This window comes from Neorhizobium sp. P12A, from assembly GCF_008365395.1.
Taxonomy (GTDB): domain Bacteria; phylum Pseudomonadota; class Alphaproteobacteria; order Rhizobiales; family Rhizobiaceae; genus Rhizobium.
In genome coordinates, this window is sequence record NZ_QOVX01000002.1 from 186,665 (window position 1) to 202,937 (window position 16,273).

Annotated in this window: 15 protein-coding genes, 1 tRNA gene and 1 pseudogene; 7 read left to right on the forward strand and 10 right to left on the reverse strand. The window is 58.4% G+C overall.

The window, feature by feature from the left end; genetic code table 11:
* Positions 1-114 precede the first annotated feature (114 nt).
* The 4 genes from purU to DTW90_RS06905 form a co-directional block, all read right to left on the reverse strand.
* On the reverse strand, positions 115-999 hold the full coding sequence (gene purU / locus DTW90_RS06890; RefSeq protein ID WP_149337286.1) for a formyltetrahydrofolate deformylase: 885 nt from the start codon (positions 997-999) through the stop codon (positions 115-117).
* 252 nt (positions 1,000-1,251) lie between these two features.
* Positions 1,252-2,307: an acyltransferase gene (locus DTW90_RS06895; protein WP_149337288.1), complete on the reverse strand. Its 1,056-nt coding sequence runs from the start codon at positions 2,305-2,307 to the stop codon at positions 1,252-1,254.
* Between the two features lie 60 nt (positions 2,308-2,367).
* Positions 2,368-3,612: a hypothetical protein gene (locus DTW90_RS06900; RefSeq protein WP_132520190.1), complete on the reverse strand. Its 1,245-nt coding sequence runs from the start codon at positions 3,610-3,612 to the stop codon at positions 2,368-2,370.
* A gap of 83 nt (positions 3,613-3,695) precedes the next feature.
* A complete protein-coding gene (locus DTW90_RS06905; protein WP_149337290.1) occupies positions 3,696-4,775 on the reverse strand; it encodes a glycoside hydrolase family 5 protein in 1,080 nt (359 codons plus the stop codon).
* A gap of 214 nt (positions 4,776-4,989) precedes the next feature.
* Between DTW90_RS06905 and DTW90_RS06910 the strand changes: the two genes are divergently transcribed.
* Complete coding sequence (locus DTW90_RS06910; protein WP_149337292.1) at positions 4,990-6,624, forward strand: GumC family protein; 1,635 nt, start codon at positions 4,990-4,992, stop codon at positions 6,622-6,624.
* Positions 6,625-6,830: 206 nt separating this feature from the next.
* Positions 6,831-8,777: a nucleoside-diphosphate sugar epimerase/dehydratase gene (locus tag DTW90_RS06915; protein WP_149337294.1), complete on the forward strand. Its 1,947-nt coding sequence runs from the start codon at positions 6,831-6,833 to the stop codon at positions 8,775-8,777.
* On the opposite strand, the gene DTW90_RS06920 is transcribed toward DTW90_RS06915, so the two are convergent.
* A complete protein-coding gene (locus DTW90_RS06920; RefSeq protein ID WP_281407566.1) occupies positions 8,711-9,595 on the reverse strand; it encodes a glycosyltransferase family 25 protein in 885 nt (294 codons plus the stop codon). The two genes, DTW90_RS06915 and DTW90_RS06920, sit on opposite strands and share 67 nt — an antisense overlap.
* Positions 9,596-10,013: 418 nt before the next feature.
* Between DTW90_RS06920 and DTW90_RS06925 the strand changes: the two genes are divergently transcribed.
* The gene (locus DTW90_RS06925) at positions 10,014-10,346 is read left to right on the forward strand and encodes a hypothetical protein (protein WP_149337295.1); all 333 of its coding nucleotides are present in this window, start codon (positions 10,014-10,016) and stop codon (positions 10,344-10,346) included.
* Positions 10,347-10,530: 184 nt separating this feature from the next.
* The gene (locus DTW90_RS06930) at positions 10,531-10,845 is read left to right on the forward strand and encodes a hypothetical protein (RefSeq protein ID WP_149337297.1); all 315 of its coding nucleotides are present in this window, start codon (positions 10,531-10,533) and stop codon (positions 10,843-10,845) included.
* Between the two features lie 210 nt (positions 10,846-11,055).
* Here the strand turns inward: DTW90_RS06930 and DTW90_RS06935 are convergent.
* Positions 11,056-11,142, reverse strand: a tRNA-Leu gene (locus tag DTW90_RS06935).
* Between the two features lie 252 nt (positions 11,143-11,394).
* Here DTW90_RS06935 and DTW90_RS06940 point away from each other — a divergent pair.
* Entirely contained in the window at positions 11,395-11,838 is a 444-nt protein-coding gene (locus tag DTW90_RS06940) for a BA14K family protein (RefSeq protein WP_149337299.1), read from the forward strand.
* 10 nt (positions 11,839-11,848) lie between these two features.
* Here the strand turns inward: DTW90_RS06940 and DTW90_RS06945 are convergent, their stop codons facing one another.
* Positions 11,849-12,142, reverse strand: coding sequence for a SelT/SelW/SelH family protein (locus DTW90_RS06945; RefSeq protein WP_149337301.1), 294 nt, complete (start codon positions 12,140-12,142; stop codon positions 11,849-11,851).
* 303 nt (positions 12,143-12,445) lie between these two features.
* Between DTW90_RS06945 and DTW90_RS06955 the strand changes: the two genes are divergently transcribed.
* Together DTW90_RS06955 and DTW90_RS06960 are read left to right on the forward strand one after the other, a co-directional pair.
* Positions 12,446-13,225, forward strand: coding sequence for a pentapeptide repeat-containing protein (locus DTW90_RS06955; protein WP_132520214.1), 780 nt, complete (start codon positions 12,446-12,448; stop codon positions 13,223-13,225).
* Positions 13,226-13,301: 76 nt separating this feature from the next.
* Entirely contained in the window at positions 13,302-13,760 is a 459-nt protein-coding gene (locus DTW90_RS06960) for a GFA family protein (protein ID WP_132520217.1), read from the forward strand.
* Here DTW90_RS06960 and DTW90_RS06965 read toward each other — a convergent pair.
* The 3 genes and pseudogenes from DTW90_RS06965 to lepA form a co-directional block, all read right to left on the reverse strand.
* Positions 13,757-14,056 (reverse strand): annotated as a pseudogene (locus DTW90_RS06965) (CcdB family protein). The gene DTW90_RS06960 and the pseudogene DTW90_RS06965 sit on opposite strands and share 4 nt — an antisense overlap.
* On the reverse strand, positions 14,056-14,286 hold the full coding sequence (locus tag DTW90_RS06970; RefSeq protein ID WP_132520220.1) for a type II toxin-antitoxin system CcdA family antitoxin: 231 nt from the start codon (positions 14,284-14,286) through the stop codon (positions 14,056-14,058). The pseudogene DTW90_RS06965 and the gene DTW90_RS06970 overlap by 1 nt, the downstream one beginning before the upstream one ends.
* Before the next feature lie 55 nt (positions 14,287-14,341).
* Entirely contained in the window at positions 14,342-16,174 is a 1,833-nt protein-coding gene (gene lepA / locus DTW90_RS06975) for a translation elongation factor 4 (protein WP_149337305.1), read from the reverse strand.
* Positions 16,175-16,273 lie beyond the last annotated feature (99 nt).

Below are 16,273 nucleotides of genomic sequence, written 5' to 3' on the forward strand. Positions count from 1 at the left end.
ACTTAGGAAGGAGTGCGTTTCAGATGGTTGCTTCGGGCTATCCGATCGAGGGCTGGGCGACCAACAAAAAGAGCGCCGGTTTCCGGCGCTCTGTCATGCGGCTGCTGTCGACCCTCACCCCATCCTCTCCGACGCATAGCTACCCGGGCTTGCCGGGAAGACGACGGTGCGGTTGCCGTTGATGAAGGTGCGGTGGTGGATATGAGCGTGGATGGCGCGGGCCAGTACCTGGCTTTCGACGTCGCGGCCCATCGAGACATAATCCTCGGCCGACTGCGCATGCGTGACGCGCACCGTGTCCTGCTCGATGATCGGGCCTTCGTCGAGATCGGCGGTGACATAATGCGCCGTCGCCCCGATCAGCTTCACGCCGCGCTCATAGGCCTGCTTGTAGGGATTGGCGCCCTTGAAGCTCGGCAGGAAGGAATGGTGGATGTTGATGATGCGTCCGGACATCTTGCGGCACATGGCGTCCGACAGGACCTGCATGTAGCGGGCAAGCACGATCAGCTCGGTGCCGCTCTGCTCGGCAAGGTCCAGAAGCTGGGCTTCCGCCTGCGGCTTGTTTTCCTTGGTGACGCGGATGTGGTGGAAGGGGATGTCGTGGTTGACGACGACCTTCTGGTAGTCGAAATGGTTGGAGACTACGCCGACGATGTCGATCGGCAGCGCGCCGATCTTCCAGCGATAGAGCAGGTCGTTGAGGCAATGACCGAAGCGCGACACCATCAGCAGCACCTTCATGCGCTTGGTGGCATCATGCAGCTCGGCATCCATGGCGAATTTCTCGGCGACCGGCTTGAAGCCCTCGACCAGCGCCTCGGCGCCGACGCCTTCCTCAGAGATGAAGCTGACGCGCATGAAGAACTTGCCGGTGTCGAGATCGTCGAACTGCGAGCTGTCGACGATGTTGCAGCCCTGCTCGGCCAGATAGTTCGATATCGCCGCAACAATCCCGCGCGTCGACTTGCAGGATACCGTCAGAACGTAGCTCTTCATGTCGTTTTCCTCTGTGGCAGGTGGTGCCGCCTGCTTAAATCAAATGAAAAGCGCCGGATAGGTCGAGGAAATTTCATTTCTGCGACAATGAGTGCGGCAAGTCCTCAAATTCCTGCAGGATTGGTCTCGTCCCTCGGTGCTCCCTGCCGTCCAAATTACGGAAGGCATCGGAAAATCCCGTTCCCATTGCGCCTTCGAAACGCGTATCCCCGCCGTGGGGCTCGACGGGCAGGCGTTTTAAGGCTTCAGGCCTCATCCTTTGGACGGGCTGGCCTTGGACGGGCTGGCGAGTACCGGCGCGCTCCGGCGCCATTTCTTCCACCGCGTCGGCGTCGTCAGTTCATGGACGATAGCGCCACCGATGGCGGAGAAGATCATGCATGATGTCACGAAGACCGGACCGTGGGTGACGATGTCGATCTTCAATATGCCGCAGGCGACGCGCAGGAAGGCCAGGGTGAAGGCATGGGTGATGTAGACGCTGTAGGACGCATCGCCGAGATAGTTCAGCCAGCCGATTTCGGGCAGGCGGGAGAAATCGATCGAGACTGCGGAATAGACGATGATGACCGCCGGAATGCCCCACATATAGGAGCGCATACTCGCATCGCACAGCGTTTCGTTGATGAGCAGAAACGCAAAGCCGAGCGCGATGGCAGGCCATGCCAGTCTTTGCGGCAAGAATATCTTTTCGAGATAGAGCTTGGCGAGAACCACGCCTGCCAGGAACTCGTAGATGATCGGATCGCCGTAGAAGGTTGTCGCCGTGCTCTGAAAGGGCAAGAGATGGCAGCCGACGATGATGGCAGTCATCGCGCCGAAGAGTGAATAGAGCCGCCATCTTTCAGGCACCAGCAGAAGCAGGCCGAACACGCAATAGAAGAACATTTCATAGTTCAGCGTCCAGCCGGGCACGACGATCGGCGTGATGAGATCGGGATCGGCCGGATTGCGCCAAGGCAGGAACAGCAACGAAGCGACGAGATGCGGGAGGTTGAAGACGGTCGATTTGAGGATCGTCGGAGCGATGAGGGCGACCACGGCCGAAAAGATCGTCGCCAGCCAGTAGAGCGGCACGATGCGCTTGATGCGCCGGCGATAGAACTCGATCGGCGAAATCCGCCGTCCCACCGTCGTCAGCCACATGACGAAGCCGCTGAGAACGAAGAAGATGTCGACGCCGGTCTCTCCAAACAGGTGAAACTGCCAGTCGAAGCCGGCATTGACCTTGGGAACCTGCAGGACCGAATGGAAATAGACGACCATCAGCGCGGCGATCGCACGCAGATACTGGAGCTGAACAAGCATGGAACGCCCTAACCCTTACGCAGCCATGACATGCTCGGAAAGATCTGGCGTCTCCCTCGATTAGCCCGGCACCTTGCTACTCGCTACATCTTCAAGGTGTTCCTGGGTCGAGCGGGGATTTTCGGAAAACCGCATATATCCGACCAGGAGCCACAACAGCCCGGCGATCTTCATCGAAAAGATCGCAGTTCCGCCAATCATCATATTCAGAAAAATGAAAAGAGAAAGTGAATGGGCGCAGCGACGCTGCGCCGGGCTCTCGCCTGCGGGAAAGAGGCAGATGAACAGCCAAAACATGATAAGGCCGAAGATCGTCGACCCGTAGATGAGATAGACATAGCCGCTATCGGCGAATTCGGTGATGCGCGAGACTTCAAGGCCAAGCACGGCGTTGACGTCAAGATCGAGCATCTTAGTGATCGTCAGACCGATGCGGCCGGTGAAATTGTCTCCCGTCTCGTTGGGCTTCATGTAATGCACGAAGAACCCGACCAGGATCAGCATCGGCATCAGCACGAGGTCGAAGGCCTTCGGGATTTTCGGAAATAGAAAATAGCCGAATATGCTGATGAAGGAGAAGATCAGCATCGTGCGGGTGTCGTTGGTCAAAAGGATGAGCACGATCGTCGCGATGCACAGAGCCTTTTCGATGAAACCCAGCTTCGGCCAGAAGGACAGCAGGTAGATGACGATCACGCCGCAGAAATTGGCAAGCGACACCTGCTCCAGGAAGATCGACGAGGAGCGGTGATTGATAAGGCCGAAGGAGAAGCGACCTTCGAAACCCAGTGCGTTGGCGAAAAGGCCGGTATTGTTGAAGCTCGCCTGCTTGATGCCGCGCGTGTTCTCGAAATATTCGCCGGGTCCAAACAGCGAAACGTAGAAGGGAGTGCTGACCACCTCGCAGACCAGGCCCGCAAAAACGCACAGGCAGCCGATGAAGAACGCAAGCCGCATCGTGCGCTCGTTGGCCCAGCCGCCGATTCCCGCAAAGCAGAAGACAATCAGCACATTGCGGAACTGATCGATGAAGGTGATATGGTTGAGCACCGTCACGTAGATCGTCATGATCAGCGTGAAGAGGAGATAGAGGAAGAGTGGCAGATCCTCCTCATAGATGCCCTTCTTCAGGATATAGGCGACGCTGAGCAGCATCGCCGTGCTTTCGCAGAGCACGACGGGCGTGACAGTCAGATGCATGATGTTGTGGTTGATATAGGCAAGGATGCAGTTGTAGAGCACCGACAGCAGCGTGATCGCAAGAATGGGATAGTCGATGCGCTGCTTTTCGCCTGAACTATGCATGAAATATCCAAAAATGACGGCGTTCGGTCGCCCGGCCGCAGGATATCAGTCACGTGATTCGCGGCAAAGGCCGGATCGAGCGGTCAGTTCCCGGGTTTGACCGCCGTGCATGCCGGCGCCGGCAATGCCTTCTTGCTAAGACCTGCGGTCAGAACCTTCATCTGCGGCTTGTCCCTGCCGTTGCGGGGCTGAACGTTCAGCGGCTCTTCCGGCGGCCACCAGTCGCCCGCCGCCCAATAGGTCCAGCCCAGCCAGACATCGCTGTTCTGGTTCATCACGTCGAGCATCTGTGTCAGGCCGTTCAGGCACGGGTCGTTTGCCCCGGCGCCGAATTCGCCGAGGAAGCCGCGCTTCTTGTTCTGACGCAGCCAGTTGGTCACCTCCACCAGCCCTTGGCGGGCTTGGTCCGCACCTTCGCAGGTCGCGTGAGTGCCTGAGGAGTCGGCGTCCAGATACTGATGGAACTCGTAGGCATAGTAATCGAGAGGGTCCTTGACGCCGATCATGACACTGGCGTTCGAGCCACCACCGAGCCTGTCCTGGCTCCAGGTCCAGGCGCCGCTCCAGATCGTTCCCGGAACCAGGATGAGATTGCGGGCGCCGACGGTCCGGATGCTGCGAATGGCTGTGTTGGCCGCGTTCAGCCAGTCGGGTGCCTTGATATCATGCGGCTCGTTCATCAGCCCGAAGAGGACGCCGTTTTCGTTGGCGAACTCGACGGCTAGCCGCGCCCAGAAATCGCCGAAGGCGATGTCTGTTGCCGGTCGCTGCGTGACCTGCGTCTTGTCGTAGTAGCCGAAATTGTGCGGATCGAGAACGACGGCCATGCCGTTCTTGCGGATGAGCTCGACGGCGTCCTTGAGATGCTGCAATTCACCCGTGTCGAGTGGTTGCCCCAGCGTCGGCTGCAACCGTTCCCATTTGAAGGGCAGACGGACGACGTTCATGCCTTTACGGGCGAAATAGCGCACCGTCGCTTCGGAAGGGTAGGTATAATTCGTGCCGAGAACCCCGCCGCGATCCCCATATTCCGCGCCGGAAAGGTTTATTCCGCGGTAGCATATCTCGGGAGTGGCTGCACCGGATGTACTTGCGGCCAAGGCTGGTAGGAAAACGGCTGTGGCGGCAAGTGAAAGACGCATCAGCCTCTTTACTATACTCATGCAGGCTCCCTTTCCTCGCACACCAAGGGGAAGGCGGCTCTCCGGACGCTACTTCTTACAGGCGCCCGGATGACAGGTCTATGTGGGTCAGCCAGCAATTGTCGGTGAGATCTGGACGAGATTGGAACGTCCTTAAGAATCCCTTAGCCAAACATTTCTAAACTCCAGGTGATCTGCCGTGTACGGGTAATGCGGACGGCAGCGAAAGTCTGACATGAGTTCGTACGAGAAGAGTAAGGGAACAAGCCGCCTTCCGAGCTGGCGCAGCAACGAGCCGCCTCCTGGGCAGCCCGAGGATCTTCGTATGCGCGGCCCCGTGATCCGGCCGTCAGATTTCATCCAGCAACCCCGGCCTGCGCCTGTCAGCGAGTTGCGCGAACGCGCCGAAGAGGAAATTGCACGACAGACATCCGCGCAGGCGGAAACTCGACCGGCATCGGCACCCGTACCTGCTCCCAGCGCTCCGCCGCAGGAAGAGGTTCACGAAAAGCCCGTCGAAACAGTCGCGCCCGGCCCCATTCTCGATCTCCGTTCCGCCGTTCGCGCGATCTGGGCGAGACGCCTGCTCATTATTATTCTCGCGGCAATCATGGGTGGTCTTGGCGCCGCTGTCATTCCAATGCTGCCGCAGAAATTCACGGCGGAGACCAGCCTCTACTTCGATCCGCATCAGGTCAGTGCTTCGGATCCGCAACAGGGCACCGCCGCACCCGAATTGATTTCCGCGCTTATCGACAGCCAGACGCAGATACTCGGCTCCGGAAAGGTCATGGGTCGCGTGGTCGATGCCCTGAAGCTCGATCAGGATCCTCAATTCAACGGTGGAGCGACCGGCGAGACCGCGAAATACGTCGCGATCGCGGTGCTGCAGAAGGCTGCGGTCATCGCCCGTGAAGCCACCACCTATGTGGTCTCGCTCAAGGTTACGACGCGCGACCCCTTGAAGTCGGCCCAGATCGCAAACCAGATCGTGACGTCTTTCAGGGATGAGGAAAGCAAGGCGGCTGCGACGGCCTATCACAGCACCAACACTGCTCTCGACAGCCGACTGGACGATCTACGCCAGCAGGTGCTTGATGCCGAGAAAGCCGCAGAGACCTATCGGGCGGACAACGACATGGTTGCCGTGCAAGGTGGCGGCTTCATTTCTGACAAGCGCCTGACGGCGTTGAACGACCTCCTGGTCACCGCCCAGCAGAAAACAATCGAGGCCAAGGCCCGTGCGGACGCCGTCGGCAAGCTGAGCTTCGAGGATGTCGTTGCCAGTACCAGTCCACCGGCCCTGAACTCCACCTCCAATTCGCTGACCAACCTGCGTCAGCAATATGCCGTTCAGGCCGCCAATGTCGGAAGCCTCGAAAGCCAGCTTGGCGCTCGCCATCCGAGGCTGCTGGCGGCGCGGTCTTCCCTCGAAAGTATCGCGGCTGAAATTCGAAGCGAGCTTCAGCGCCTGTCGACCTCAGCGCAGTCTGATTATGAACAGGCGCAGAAGGCAGAGCAGGGCATTGCCAAGGAGCTGGCCGTCCAGAAGGCAACCCAGGTCAACACCTCGGGCAAGCTTGTCGAATTGAACGAGCTTGAACGCAAGGCGACCGCTGCAAAGGACATTTACGAGGCCCTGATGAAGCGCTCGGACCAGGCGAGCGAAGACCAAAGCCTGTCGCAGACCAATATCCGCGTTATCTCCGAGGCGGTGCCGCCATTGAAGGCTGACGGGCCGGGAGGGAAGGTCATGATGGTAGCCGGCCTGATCGCCGGCGCCCTTTTTGGCATTTGCCTGGGCATGGCTATTGCGGTCATTGCCAGCCTGTTTCGGCATCCCGTCTTACGCGGCTATTTGTCGAAATGATCCGCTGCGTCGGCGACTTGAGAATGTTTGTATTGAGATTCGCCGCCCCGGCGATCTACCGCACCAAACACGGAGAAGTGGTGGGAGCTGTTGCCTTTTGGCTCTAGAGGCATCAATAGAGGTTCCTGCCTGGACAAATACACCGGGAACCATGCAAGAGATATGATACGCTGTTCTGATGATCGGCGCCGGAGGAAGACATAGCTATGATACCGGCCGATAAGCTCGTTCTACCCTTCCTCGCGCTACCCCGTACGACCAAGCGCGCCCTGGCGCTGATCGTGGACTCCAGCCTGTGTGTTCTCACTGTCTGGTTCGCATACTGTCTTCGTCTGGATGGTTGGGTGATTCTGGAAGGCGTCGAATGGCTGCCGGCAATCGTGTCCCTGCTTGTCGCAATCCCGATCTTCATCGTGCTTGGTCTGTACCGCGCCATCTTCCGCTATGCCGGACTGTCCGCCTTCATGACCGTTGTAAAGGCCGTTTCGATCTACGGTTTGGCCTTCATGACGATCTTCACCGCGATCAGCGTACCGGGCGTGCCGCGAACCGTTGGCATCCTGCAGCCACTTCTGCTGCTGATCGCGATTGGCCTTTCGCGCATGTGGACGCGTTACTGGCTTGGTAACGCCTATCAACGCCTCCTCAATCGGAATGCCCTCTCCAGGGTATTGATTTATGGTGCCGGGACTTCCGGTCGGCAACTCGCCGGTGCACTTGCAAACAGCGCCGAACTCAACGTCGTCGGCTATCTCGATGATGACAAGAATTTGCACGGCAGCATCATGGGCGGCTTGCCGATCTACGACCCGTCGGATTTGGCTGCGTTGGTCGCAACCGGGGAGATCGGCGACGTCCTCCTGGCATTGCCCAATGCCACCCGACAACGTCGCAACGAAATCCTGGAGGAGATGCGAAAGGTCAGAGTGACCGTGCGAACGATGCCGGACTTGACCGCGCTCGCGCAAGGCCGCATCGCCGTAACGGACCTGAAAGAACTCGACATCGAAGATCTCCTCGGCCGCAACGTTGTCGTGCCGGACCAGGCTCTGCTTGATCGACATATTAAGGACAAGGTTGTCATGGTGACGGGGGCAGGAGGGTCCATCGGCAGTGAGCTCTGCCGTCAGATCCTTCGAAATGGTCCTGCCTGCCTTCTCTTGCTGGAGCAGAATGAATTCGGGCTCTACGCCATTCACGCCGAGTTGGAAAAGGCTGCACTGCTACTTGAGCGCGCAGATATACGCATCATTCCCTTTCTAGCTTCCGTCCGGGACGGTCGCCGGTTGCAGCAGATCATGGAAACATGGAAGCCGAGTACGGTCTATCACGCCGCGGCTTACAAGCATGTCCCACTCGTGGAGTATAATCCCGCTGAAGGAATCAAGAACAACGTGCTCGGCACGCTGACGACGGCCCGGGCCGCGCAGAATGCCGGGGTCGCAAGCTTCGTGCTCATCAGCACGGACAAGGCGGTGCGTCCGACAAACATCATGGGCGCCAGCAAGCGGCTCGCCGAGCTCGTTCTTCAAGCACTGAATGCGGATCAGAAGCCGGGCGCGTCGACCACATTCTCGATGGTCCGCTTCGGCAACGTGCTCGGTTCGTCCGGATCGGTCGTGCCGCTGTTTCGCCAGCAGATACGCGATGGCGGGCCGATTACGCTGACGCATCCCGATATAACCCGCTACTTCATGACGATCCCGGAAGCCTCGCAATTGGTCATTCAGGCCGGCGCTATGGCACAGGGCGGCGATGTCTTCCTTCTCGATATGGGCGAACCCGTTCGCATTGCTGACCTTGCCATGCGGATGGTGGAGCTTTCCGGCCTGACTTTGCGCGACGACGAAAATCCCGACGGCGACATCGAGATGGAGATCACGGGGTTGCGGCCTGGTGAGAAGCTCTACGAGGAGCTTTTGATCGGCGATGATCCGCAGGCCACTCCGCATCCCCGAATCATGCGGGCACATGAGGATTTTCTGCCATGGCTGGAATTATCGAAGCGTTTGAACGCTCTGGAAGCGGCTCTCGATGAAAATGACGTGCCGCTGACGCGCAGCATGCTGGAAAAGCTTGTTGCCGGCTATTCGCCGACCGTGGAGGTCGTCGACCTCGTTTTCCGGGAGAGGGAAGCAGACACAGCCGCCTGATGGATCTGCTTGCTAGCCAGCATCTTTCGCATTTTCACCGCGTAGTACCAGCGTCGAACCTGGTCGTGGGTGCGGAACCAGTGAGCCGAGACACGAAGCATGAAGTGCTTTTTGACTGCCCGGTAATGCACTCGCCTGCCGATTGCAGTATCCCCCCTGAACGGGCTGAACTCGACGATGTTCTTTTCCATTGAAAAGGTTTGAACGCCGGTCGACCAACCGCGCTCAAGGGCGACGTCGAAAGGCAACAACATCGGTCGCAGCGTAACCAGCAGCTTTTGAGCTGCCTTACGCGTGAGAATATAACAGGCGGCCGAGCCTTGCGGCCCGTGCAGACAGCGACCGACGATATCCCTTTCGGACGTTTCCAAATGCGGCTTGAATCCGACGGCGCGGTGGTTGACGAGTTTTACCAGGCCCATATCGGGCGCGGCAGTGATTGCCGCAATGGCACGCTGTATCAGCCTGGGATTAAGGTCGACGTCATCCTCGATGATGATCGCCAGTTCGTGGCCACTGTCGACAAATTGCTCCATAGCCATCAAGTGGCTGCGGTAGCAGCCATATTCGCCGGCCAGAAGTCTTCTGCCGTTATGATATACAAATTGATGGGGATGGAAATCGACCCGATCCTGCTCGGGAACCGCACTGCCGTCGACGGCTGTAATACGCACAACGTTTAGACCGTACCGCACGGCTTGTCCGCGCAATCTTTCCCACCGATCGACGGAGCGATCCAGGTTGATCGCATATATGAGAATGGGTGCTGCCGGAACGTCGGCTGCATCGCTATCTGCGGACGATTTCCCCCTACTCACTCGCTCGAGAATAGCCTTAACTCCGACTAAATAATCCCACCCGCAAGACACGGTATGCCTGATATCTCATGCTAATGTAGCAGAAACCCATAGGGACACAAACAAGGATTGCGTCTCTGCCACTCTCCCCCCGGCTATATGAACCCGGCTGTCGGAGACTGCAAGACGTTTTTAATCTCCTGTGTATAAGGTCGGATCTGCGCAACAGCGCTATCCCATGAAATTCCGGGGCCAAAGCCGATCTCGCCATGGGAGCGGCACGTCTTTCCGCGATCTCCGGACCACTCAGGACGACCGATAGCGTTGACCACGGTGCCTGAAGAGATGCTTGCCTTTACCTTGGCGTAAGTCATGGCGATCACTATATCGAATGGAGGCCAATGACCGAATGTTGAGACACCGCTAAGGACCAAGGCAGATGAAGATCGCCATCAAAACCACAATCGTCGCCTTGGTGTTTGCTGCTATCGCTCCTGGTCTGTCCATGGCGGGAAATCCGGTCAATTGGGCCGCTGCGGGAAAGACCATATATCCCTACAAGGATTTGCCTGGCGTCACTGCACCGACGCAGCAGACAGCCGACGACAAGTTCAGCTGCCGCACCACGACCATTCATTCCTATTGGTGGCGTGGCGGTATTTATCGCGGCCTGCCGCGGCTTGGCTATGTCTGTGACCAGAACGGTGTCATATCGTCGAGCACCAGACCGCCGAATTGGTCCTACTGGCAGTATAACGACCGGAACAGATAACCACAGAACGCTGTTTGTCGTAGTTCATGGCGCGCCCACATAGCTCTATGCCGCCGTGCGCGAGGATCGTGTCACAGCGTGCGGTTGCTAAGCCTGTATGCTCTGTCACAAAAACGATAGGATAGCTGCACAACAATCGGGATGCCTCCGAAAGCGATGTCTATGACCGAGAAGAGGAATCCCGATGAAGAAGATCATTTTGATTGCGGCTCTTGGCCTCTTTGCCTCAAACGCCATGGCGATGTCGCGGCATAGCTCCCAGTCGATGACATGCGCCCAGGTGCATGACGAAATTGCAAAAGACGGCATGATGGTCTTGCGCTATCCGTCCAAGCAGAAATCAGACATGATGATGTACAGCCGTGCCGTAACAAACTCGATGAGCTGTGTCGGGATGGGCGGCATGGCAAACACGACCGTGCCGACGAGCGATGATCCGAAATGCAGGGTCAAAACCTGCAATCCCACAACCGGAAAAGGTCCGAACAAGAATCAGTAGCGCATTCAGGACGGTGGCCGCCTGCTATATCTGCATTGATGGAGGCAGAACAACGCCAATCCACGGTTTGCATCGCGACGACTGAAACGCAACGCAGGTAGCCACCGTTGGCGCTTGTTCAGCACAGCCACCAGCGGCAGCGCTGAATGCGGTCAACATAATGAAAAAATTAAAGATTTAAGGATGATCGTGGCAACGATCAAAATGGAATGGTGCCCAGAAGAGGACTCGAACCTCCACACCCTTTCGGGTACCAGCACCTGAAGCTGGCGCGTCTACCAATTCCGCCATCTGGGCGACGGAGAGCCATGTACGGGGGTGGCTCTTTGCTGTCAACAGGGTTTTTGAAGTTTTCATGGCAATCCGCAAAAAACCGTTTCCAACCACCCCTCGAACGGCGACGAAACCACTTCTCCTACGCTCTTGAAGGCCGTCCTCGAGATAGCCTCTCATCGCAATAGCGTGACCGCGTCTTGGATGGCGATGATTTCGCTCTACATTTTAGAGAATGCTGTTGTGGGGAAGTCGCGCAGGGGATGGAAAGTTGCCATGATCGTTTTCGCTAGGATCACGCTGGTTTGCGTGTCTCTTCTTGTTTTGCTTCTGTCCCCCCTAGCCGCGAATGCCGTGCCGCTGGGGTCAATCGGTCCACAGGTGCATTCGGATATCGTGAAGGTGCAGACGCTGTGCGATTACAGGGGCTGCTTTGGCTTCGGGCCTCGGCAAACATATCGCCCGCCTACCTATCGCCCCCCAGGATACCAGCCGCCGGTCTATTACAGGCCGCGCGCAACGGGTACGCCAAACCTCATATACCAGCCGCCGACCACGACCTCGGTCCCGCCGCCGGTTCGCCCTGCCACACGGGCGCCAACCCTCAGCCGCCAGCATGTGCAGTGGTGTCAGGCGAAATATCGCTCCTATGATCCGACCACCAATCGCTACCGGACCTTTCGCGGCGGGTCGCTGGCCTGTTACTCACCCTACCAATGAACTGACCTGATCAGGCGTCCGTTGCCGTGCGGTCGGTGTGGCCAAGGTCGCGGCTGGGATCGATGACATCGCGCACCCGCTGCTTGAGTTCCTTGGGGCCAGGAAAGCCGCCATCGCGCTTCCGCTCCCAAAGGAGTTCACCGTCGATGCGAATCTCGAAATTTCCGCCGGTACCGGGAATCAATGCGACTTCGCCGAGACTGTCGGTAAAGGTCTGCAGCAACTCCTGTGCCATCCACGCGGCCCGCAGCAGCCAGTTGCATTGTGTGCAGTAGAGTATGGTTATCCGGGGCTTGTCGCTCATCAGCGTTCCTTTCGATCAATCTCGATTATCTAGAGCAATTCCAGCAAAAGTGTCACACGGTTTTGCGTCCGGAATTGCGTCAAATCAAGGAGATAGAGCGCTTCCGCGATTCGAAGAAAAGCGGAAGCGCTCTAGACAGGCCGGATAGTGGTCGCAAGCATTGAAGACCCGCTTGATATTGCCGCAGAAGCGAGATTTGCCGCACTCTTTTTATTGCCGCACGCACTATATAGAAAAGGAAAGGCGGTCACCCGAATCATACGGGCGATCGGTCTTGATCAAGCGGGCGGACGGAGCGCGTGGATGGGCAGCGTAAAAAGCGTGAGATCACTGGGGGGCAGAATTCGGGCGCGGTTTTCCAATCCGTTGTTGGCGCTGGGGAGCGTGCCTGCCGCTCTTGGTGCTGCTATTGCCCTGGTTCTATTGCTTGCGGGCTCCAATCCGGCAGCCGCCGCGGATTGTGACGATATGGCTACGCCCGGCATAAACTGGAGCGGATGCCACCGGAACAACATCATTCTCCAGGGCAGCGATCTGCATGGTGCCAATCTTGCCGGCACCCATTTCGACAGCACCGATCTCAGCAACACCAATCTTCAGTCAGCCAATCTGGAAAAGGCGACCATGGTGCGCACCTGGCTGACGGATGCCCATGCGGAGGGTGCCAATTTCTCGCATATCGAGGCCTATCGTTCGAGTTTCACCAATGTCGTAGCCGACGGCGCCAGTTTTGCCGGTGCCGAACTCCAGCGGGCGGACTTCAGCGGCGCCAGGCTGGCAAAAACGGATTTCGAGAAGGCGGAACTCGGCCGAGCCAATTTCGACAAGGCGGATCTGAGCGATACCCGTTTCACGCTCGCCAATCTTTCTCGCGCCAACCTTAGCAGCGCCAAGCTGCAGGGGCCAATCAATTTCGATAGGGCCTTCATGTACCTGACGCGGATCGAGGGACTGGACCTCTCTGCCGCGGCGAACCTGCAGCAGAGCCAGATCGATCTTGCTTGCGGCGACAAGGCGACGAAGCTGCCTTCCGGGTTGAACATACCGGCGAACTGGCCTTGCCCGCCTGACGACAAGGATTGATGCCGGGAGCGGACGATAGCCACAGGGTTAGTGGACGTGTCGCCCTCTAAGTAATTTCGGGAATGGAGGACCAATCGTGAGCGAATTGAACCTACCTGCGGAAGGCGGATGCCGCTGCGGGCGCGTGCGGTTGAAGATCACCGCACCCCCGCTGCTGACTATGGCCTGTCACTGCAGGGGCTGCCAGCAGATGTCGTCCAGCGCCTATTCGCTGAGCGCCGCGATCCCGGCGGACGGCTTCGAGGTAACAAAGGGCGAACCCGTCATCGGTGGGCTTCACGGCGCTGACGCCCACCATTACTTCTGCCCCTATTGCATGAGCTGGATGTTTACGAAGTCGGAAGGCATGGACTGGTTCGTCAACCTGCGCCCGACCATGCTGGATGACCCAAGCTGGTTTTCTCCCTTCATCGAGACCTGGACGAGCGAGAAGCTGCCCGGCGCGACGACGCCGGCGGTTCATAGTTACGCGGCGCTGCCGGCCATGGAGGAGTATGAGGTGCTGGTGAAGGAATATATGGGGCAGGCGTCCTAGAAGCCCTGGAAGAGGAAGTCGGTCGCGGCAATGATCGTATCGGCCTTTGCTGAAAGATCGGCAATCGCCTCGCCGATTTCGGAGACCGGCACGGACGCCATGCGTTGGGTGGCCATGACATAAAGTTCGTCGTTGATCCGGAAGCGCGGATTGAGGCTCGATGCCGCCTAGCTCATTTCGTCGACAGAATGAAGCGGAACCACCACTCTGGACGGGAGGCTATCGAAGAAATTGGCCTGCAGATCGAGCACCAGGATATCGCTGCCTTTCAATCGATAGACCTGAAAGCGAGCCATTAAAATTGCCGGTATTTAGCGAGCGGCAGCCCATGTTTTTCGACATATTCGTTTTCGAGGCGGATGGCTTCAGCGTTTTCGATAAGCCAAAGCCGTTCGCGCTCCGCCTTCACGGCGCGCGCGATGCCGTCCTCGGTGGCGCGGGAGATATTGATCTTCAGATCCCGCGCCTGAGTGACGAGTTTTTCGTCCAGAGAAAGATTGGCTGCTTTTCTTTGCTGTTGAGACATTTCAGCGGCTCCATCATGCGCACATCATATGCACATGAGTCGCCTGTGCAAAGACTTACTCGTCGCCCATCTTGAGCGCGGCAATAAACGCTTCCTGCGGGATTTCGACCTTGCCGAACTGCCGCATGCGCTTCTTGCCTTCCTTCTGCTTGTCCAGCAGCTTGCGCTTGCGGGTGGCGTCGCCGCCGTAGCATTTCGCGGTCACGTCCTTGCGCAGCGCCGAGATGGTCTCGCGGGCAATGACGTTGCCGCCGATCGCTGCCTGGATCGGGATCTTGAACATGTGCTTCGGGATCAGCTCCTTCAGCCGCTCGCACATGTCGCGGCCACGCTTTTCGGCAGACGAACGATGGACGAGCATGGAGAGCGCGTCGACCGGCTCGCCGTTGACGAGGATCGACAGCTTGACGAGGTTGCCCTCGCGGTAGTCTTCAAGATGATAGTCGAAGGAGGCATAGCCCTTCGAGATCGACTTCAGCCGGTCGTAGAAATCGAAGACGACTTCGTTGAGCGGCAGGTCGTAGGTGACCATCGCGCGGCTGCCGACATAGGTGAGTTCCGTCTGGATGCCGCGGCGATCCTGGCAAAGTTTCAGGATGCCGCCGAGATAGTCGTCCGGCGTCATGATCGTCGCCTTGATCCAGGGCTCGCGGATTTCGCCGATCTTTACGACATCGGGCATGTCGGCCGGATTATGCAGCTCGCGCTCGCTGCCGTCGGTCATGCTCAGCTGATAAACGACCGAAGGCGCCGTTGCGATCAGGTCGAGATCGAATTCGCGCTCCAGACGTTCCTGGATGATCTCAAGATGCAGCAGGCCGAGGAAGCCGCAGCGGAAGCCGAAGCCGAGCGCAGCAGAGCTTTCCATTTCAAACGAGAAGCTTGCATCGTTAAGGCGCAGCTTGCCCATGGCAGCGCGCAGATCCTCGAAATCGGCAGCGTCGACCGGGAAGAGGCCGCAGAAGACGACAGGCTGGGCGGGCTTGAAGCCCGGCAGCGCCTCAGCCGTCGGACGCTTGTCCTCGGTGATCGTATCGCCGACGCGCGTGTCGGCCACTTCCTTGATGGACGCAGTGATGAAGCCGATCTCGCCGGGGCCGAGACTGTCGACATTGACCATCTTCGGCGTCAGCACGCCGACGCGCTCCACCTGGTATTTGGCGTCCGTGCCCATCATGCGGATCGTCTGGCCCTTGGTCAGCACGCCGTCGAGAACGCGCACGAGAACCATGACGCCGAGATAGGTGTCATACCAGCTGTCGACCAGCAGCGCCTTCAGCGGCGCTTTCTCGCCGCCCGCGCTCTTCGGCGCCGGCAGCTTGTGGACGATCGCTTCCAGAACATCGGGAATGCCGAGCCCGGTCTTTGCCGAAATCAGTACGGCGTCGGAGGCATCGATGCCGATCACTTCCTCGATCTGTTCCTTGATGCGCTCCGGCTCGGCAGCGGGCAGGTCGATCTTGTTGAGAACGGTGACGAGCTCGTGATTGTTGTCGATTGCCTGGTAGACGTTGGCAAGCGTCTGCGCTTCGACACCCTGCGAGGCGTCGACGACCAGCAATGAACCTTCGCAGGCCGAGAGCGACCGCGAGACTTCATAGGCGAAGTCGACGTGTCCGGGCGTGTCGATGAGGTTCAGAATATAGGTCTCGCCGTTCTGCGCCTTGTAGTGCAGGCGAACGGTCTGCGCCTTGATGGTGATGCCGCGCTCGCGCTCGATCTCCATGTTGTCGAGCACCTGCTCCGACATCTCGCGCTCGGCAAGGCCGCCCGTCGTCTGGATCAGGCGGTCGGCCAGCGTCGATTTGCCGTGGTCGATATGGGCCACGATCGAAAAATTGCGGATATGCGAAAGCGGAGTCGTCGAATTGGTGCTCATGCGCGCCATATAGCAGCGGCGGCAACGTCCGCAAAGCGGTAATTAACCCTATGTTCGCCCTATTTTACAGGCTGCGCGATGCAGTCCTGCCATCGGGACGCGGCATGG

What these genes read in the sequence shown, in the direction of transcription:
- purU (WP_149337286.1), bottom strand. Translation starts at nt 999, where the DNA reads ATGAAGAGCTACGTTCTGACGGTATCCTGCAAGTCGACGCGCGGGATT.
- DTW90_RS06895 (WP_149337288.1), bottom strand. Translation starts at nt 2,307, where the DNA reads ATGCTTGTTCAGCTCCAGTATCTGCGTGCGATCGCCGCGCTGATGGTC.
- DTW90_RS06900 (WP_132520190.1), bottom strand. Translation starts at nt 3,612, where the DNA reads ATGCATAGTTCAGGCGAAAAGCAGCGCATCGACTATCCCATTCTTGCG.
- DTW90_RS06905 (WP_149337290.1), bottom strand. Translation starts at nt 4,775, where the DNA reads ATGAGTATAGTAAAGAGGCTGATGCGTCTTTCACTTGCCGCCACAGCC.
- DTW90_RS06910 (WP_149337292.1), top strand. Translation starts at nt 4,990, where the DNA reads ATGAGTTCGTACGAGAAGAGTAAGGGAACAAGCCGCCTTCCGAGCTGG.
- DTW90_RS06915 (WP_149337294.1), top strand. Translation starts at nt 6,831, where the DNA reads ATGATACCGGCCGATAAGCTCGTTCTACCCTTCCTCGCGCTACCCCGT.
- DTW90_RS06925 (WP_149337295.1), top strand. Translation starts at nt 10,014, where the DNA reads ATGAAGATCGCCATCAAAACCACAATCGTCGCCTTGGTGTTTGCTGCT.
- DTW90_RS06930 (WP_149337297.1), top strand. Translation starts at nt 10,531, where the DNA reads ATGAAGAAGATCATTTTGATTGCGGCTCTTGGCCTCTTTGCCTCAAAC.
- DTW90_RS06940 (WP_149337299.1), top strand. Translation starts at nt 11,395, where the DNA reads ATGATCGTTTTCGCTAGGATCACGCTGGTTTGCGTGTCTCTTCTTGTT.
- DTW90_RS06945 (WP_149337301.1), bottom strand. Translation starts at nt 12,142, where the DNA reads ATGAGCGACAAGCCCCGGATAACCATACTCTACTGCACACAATGCAAC.
- DTW90_RS06955 (WP_132520214.1), top strand. Translation starts at nt 12,446, where the DNA reads ATGGGCAGCGTAAAAAGCGTGAGATCACTGGGGGGCAGAATTCGGGCG.
- DTW90_RS06970 (WP_132520220.1), bottom strand. Translation starts at nt 14,286, where the DNA reads ATGTCTCAACAGCAAAGAAAAGCAGCCAATCTTTCTCTGGACGAAAAA.
- lepA (WP_149337305.1), bottom strand. Translation starts at nt 16,174, where the DNA reads ATGGCGCGCATGAGCACCAATTCGACGACTCCGCTTTCGCATATCCGC.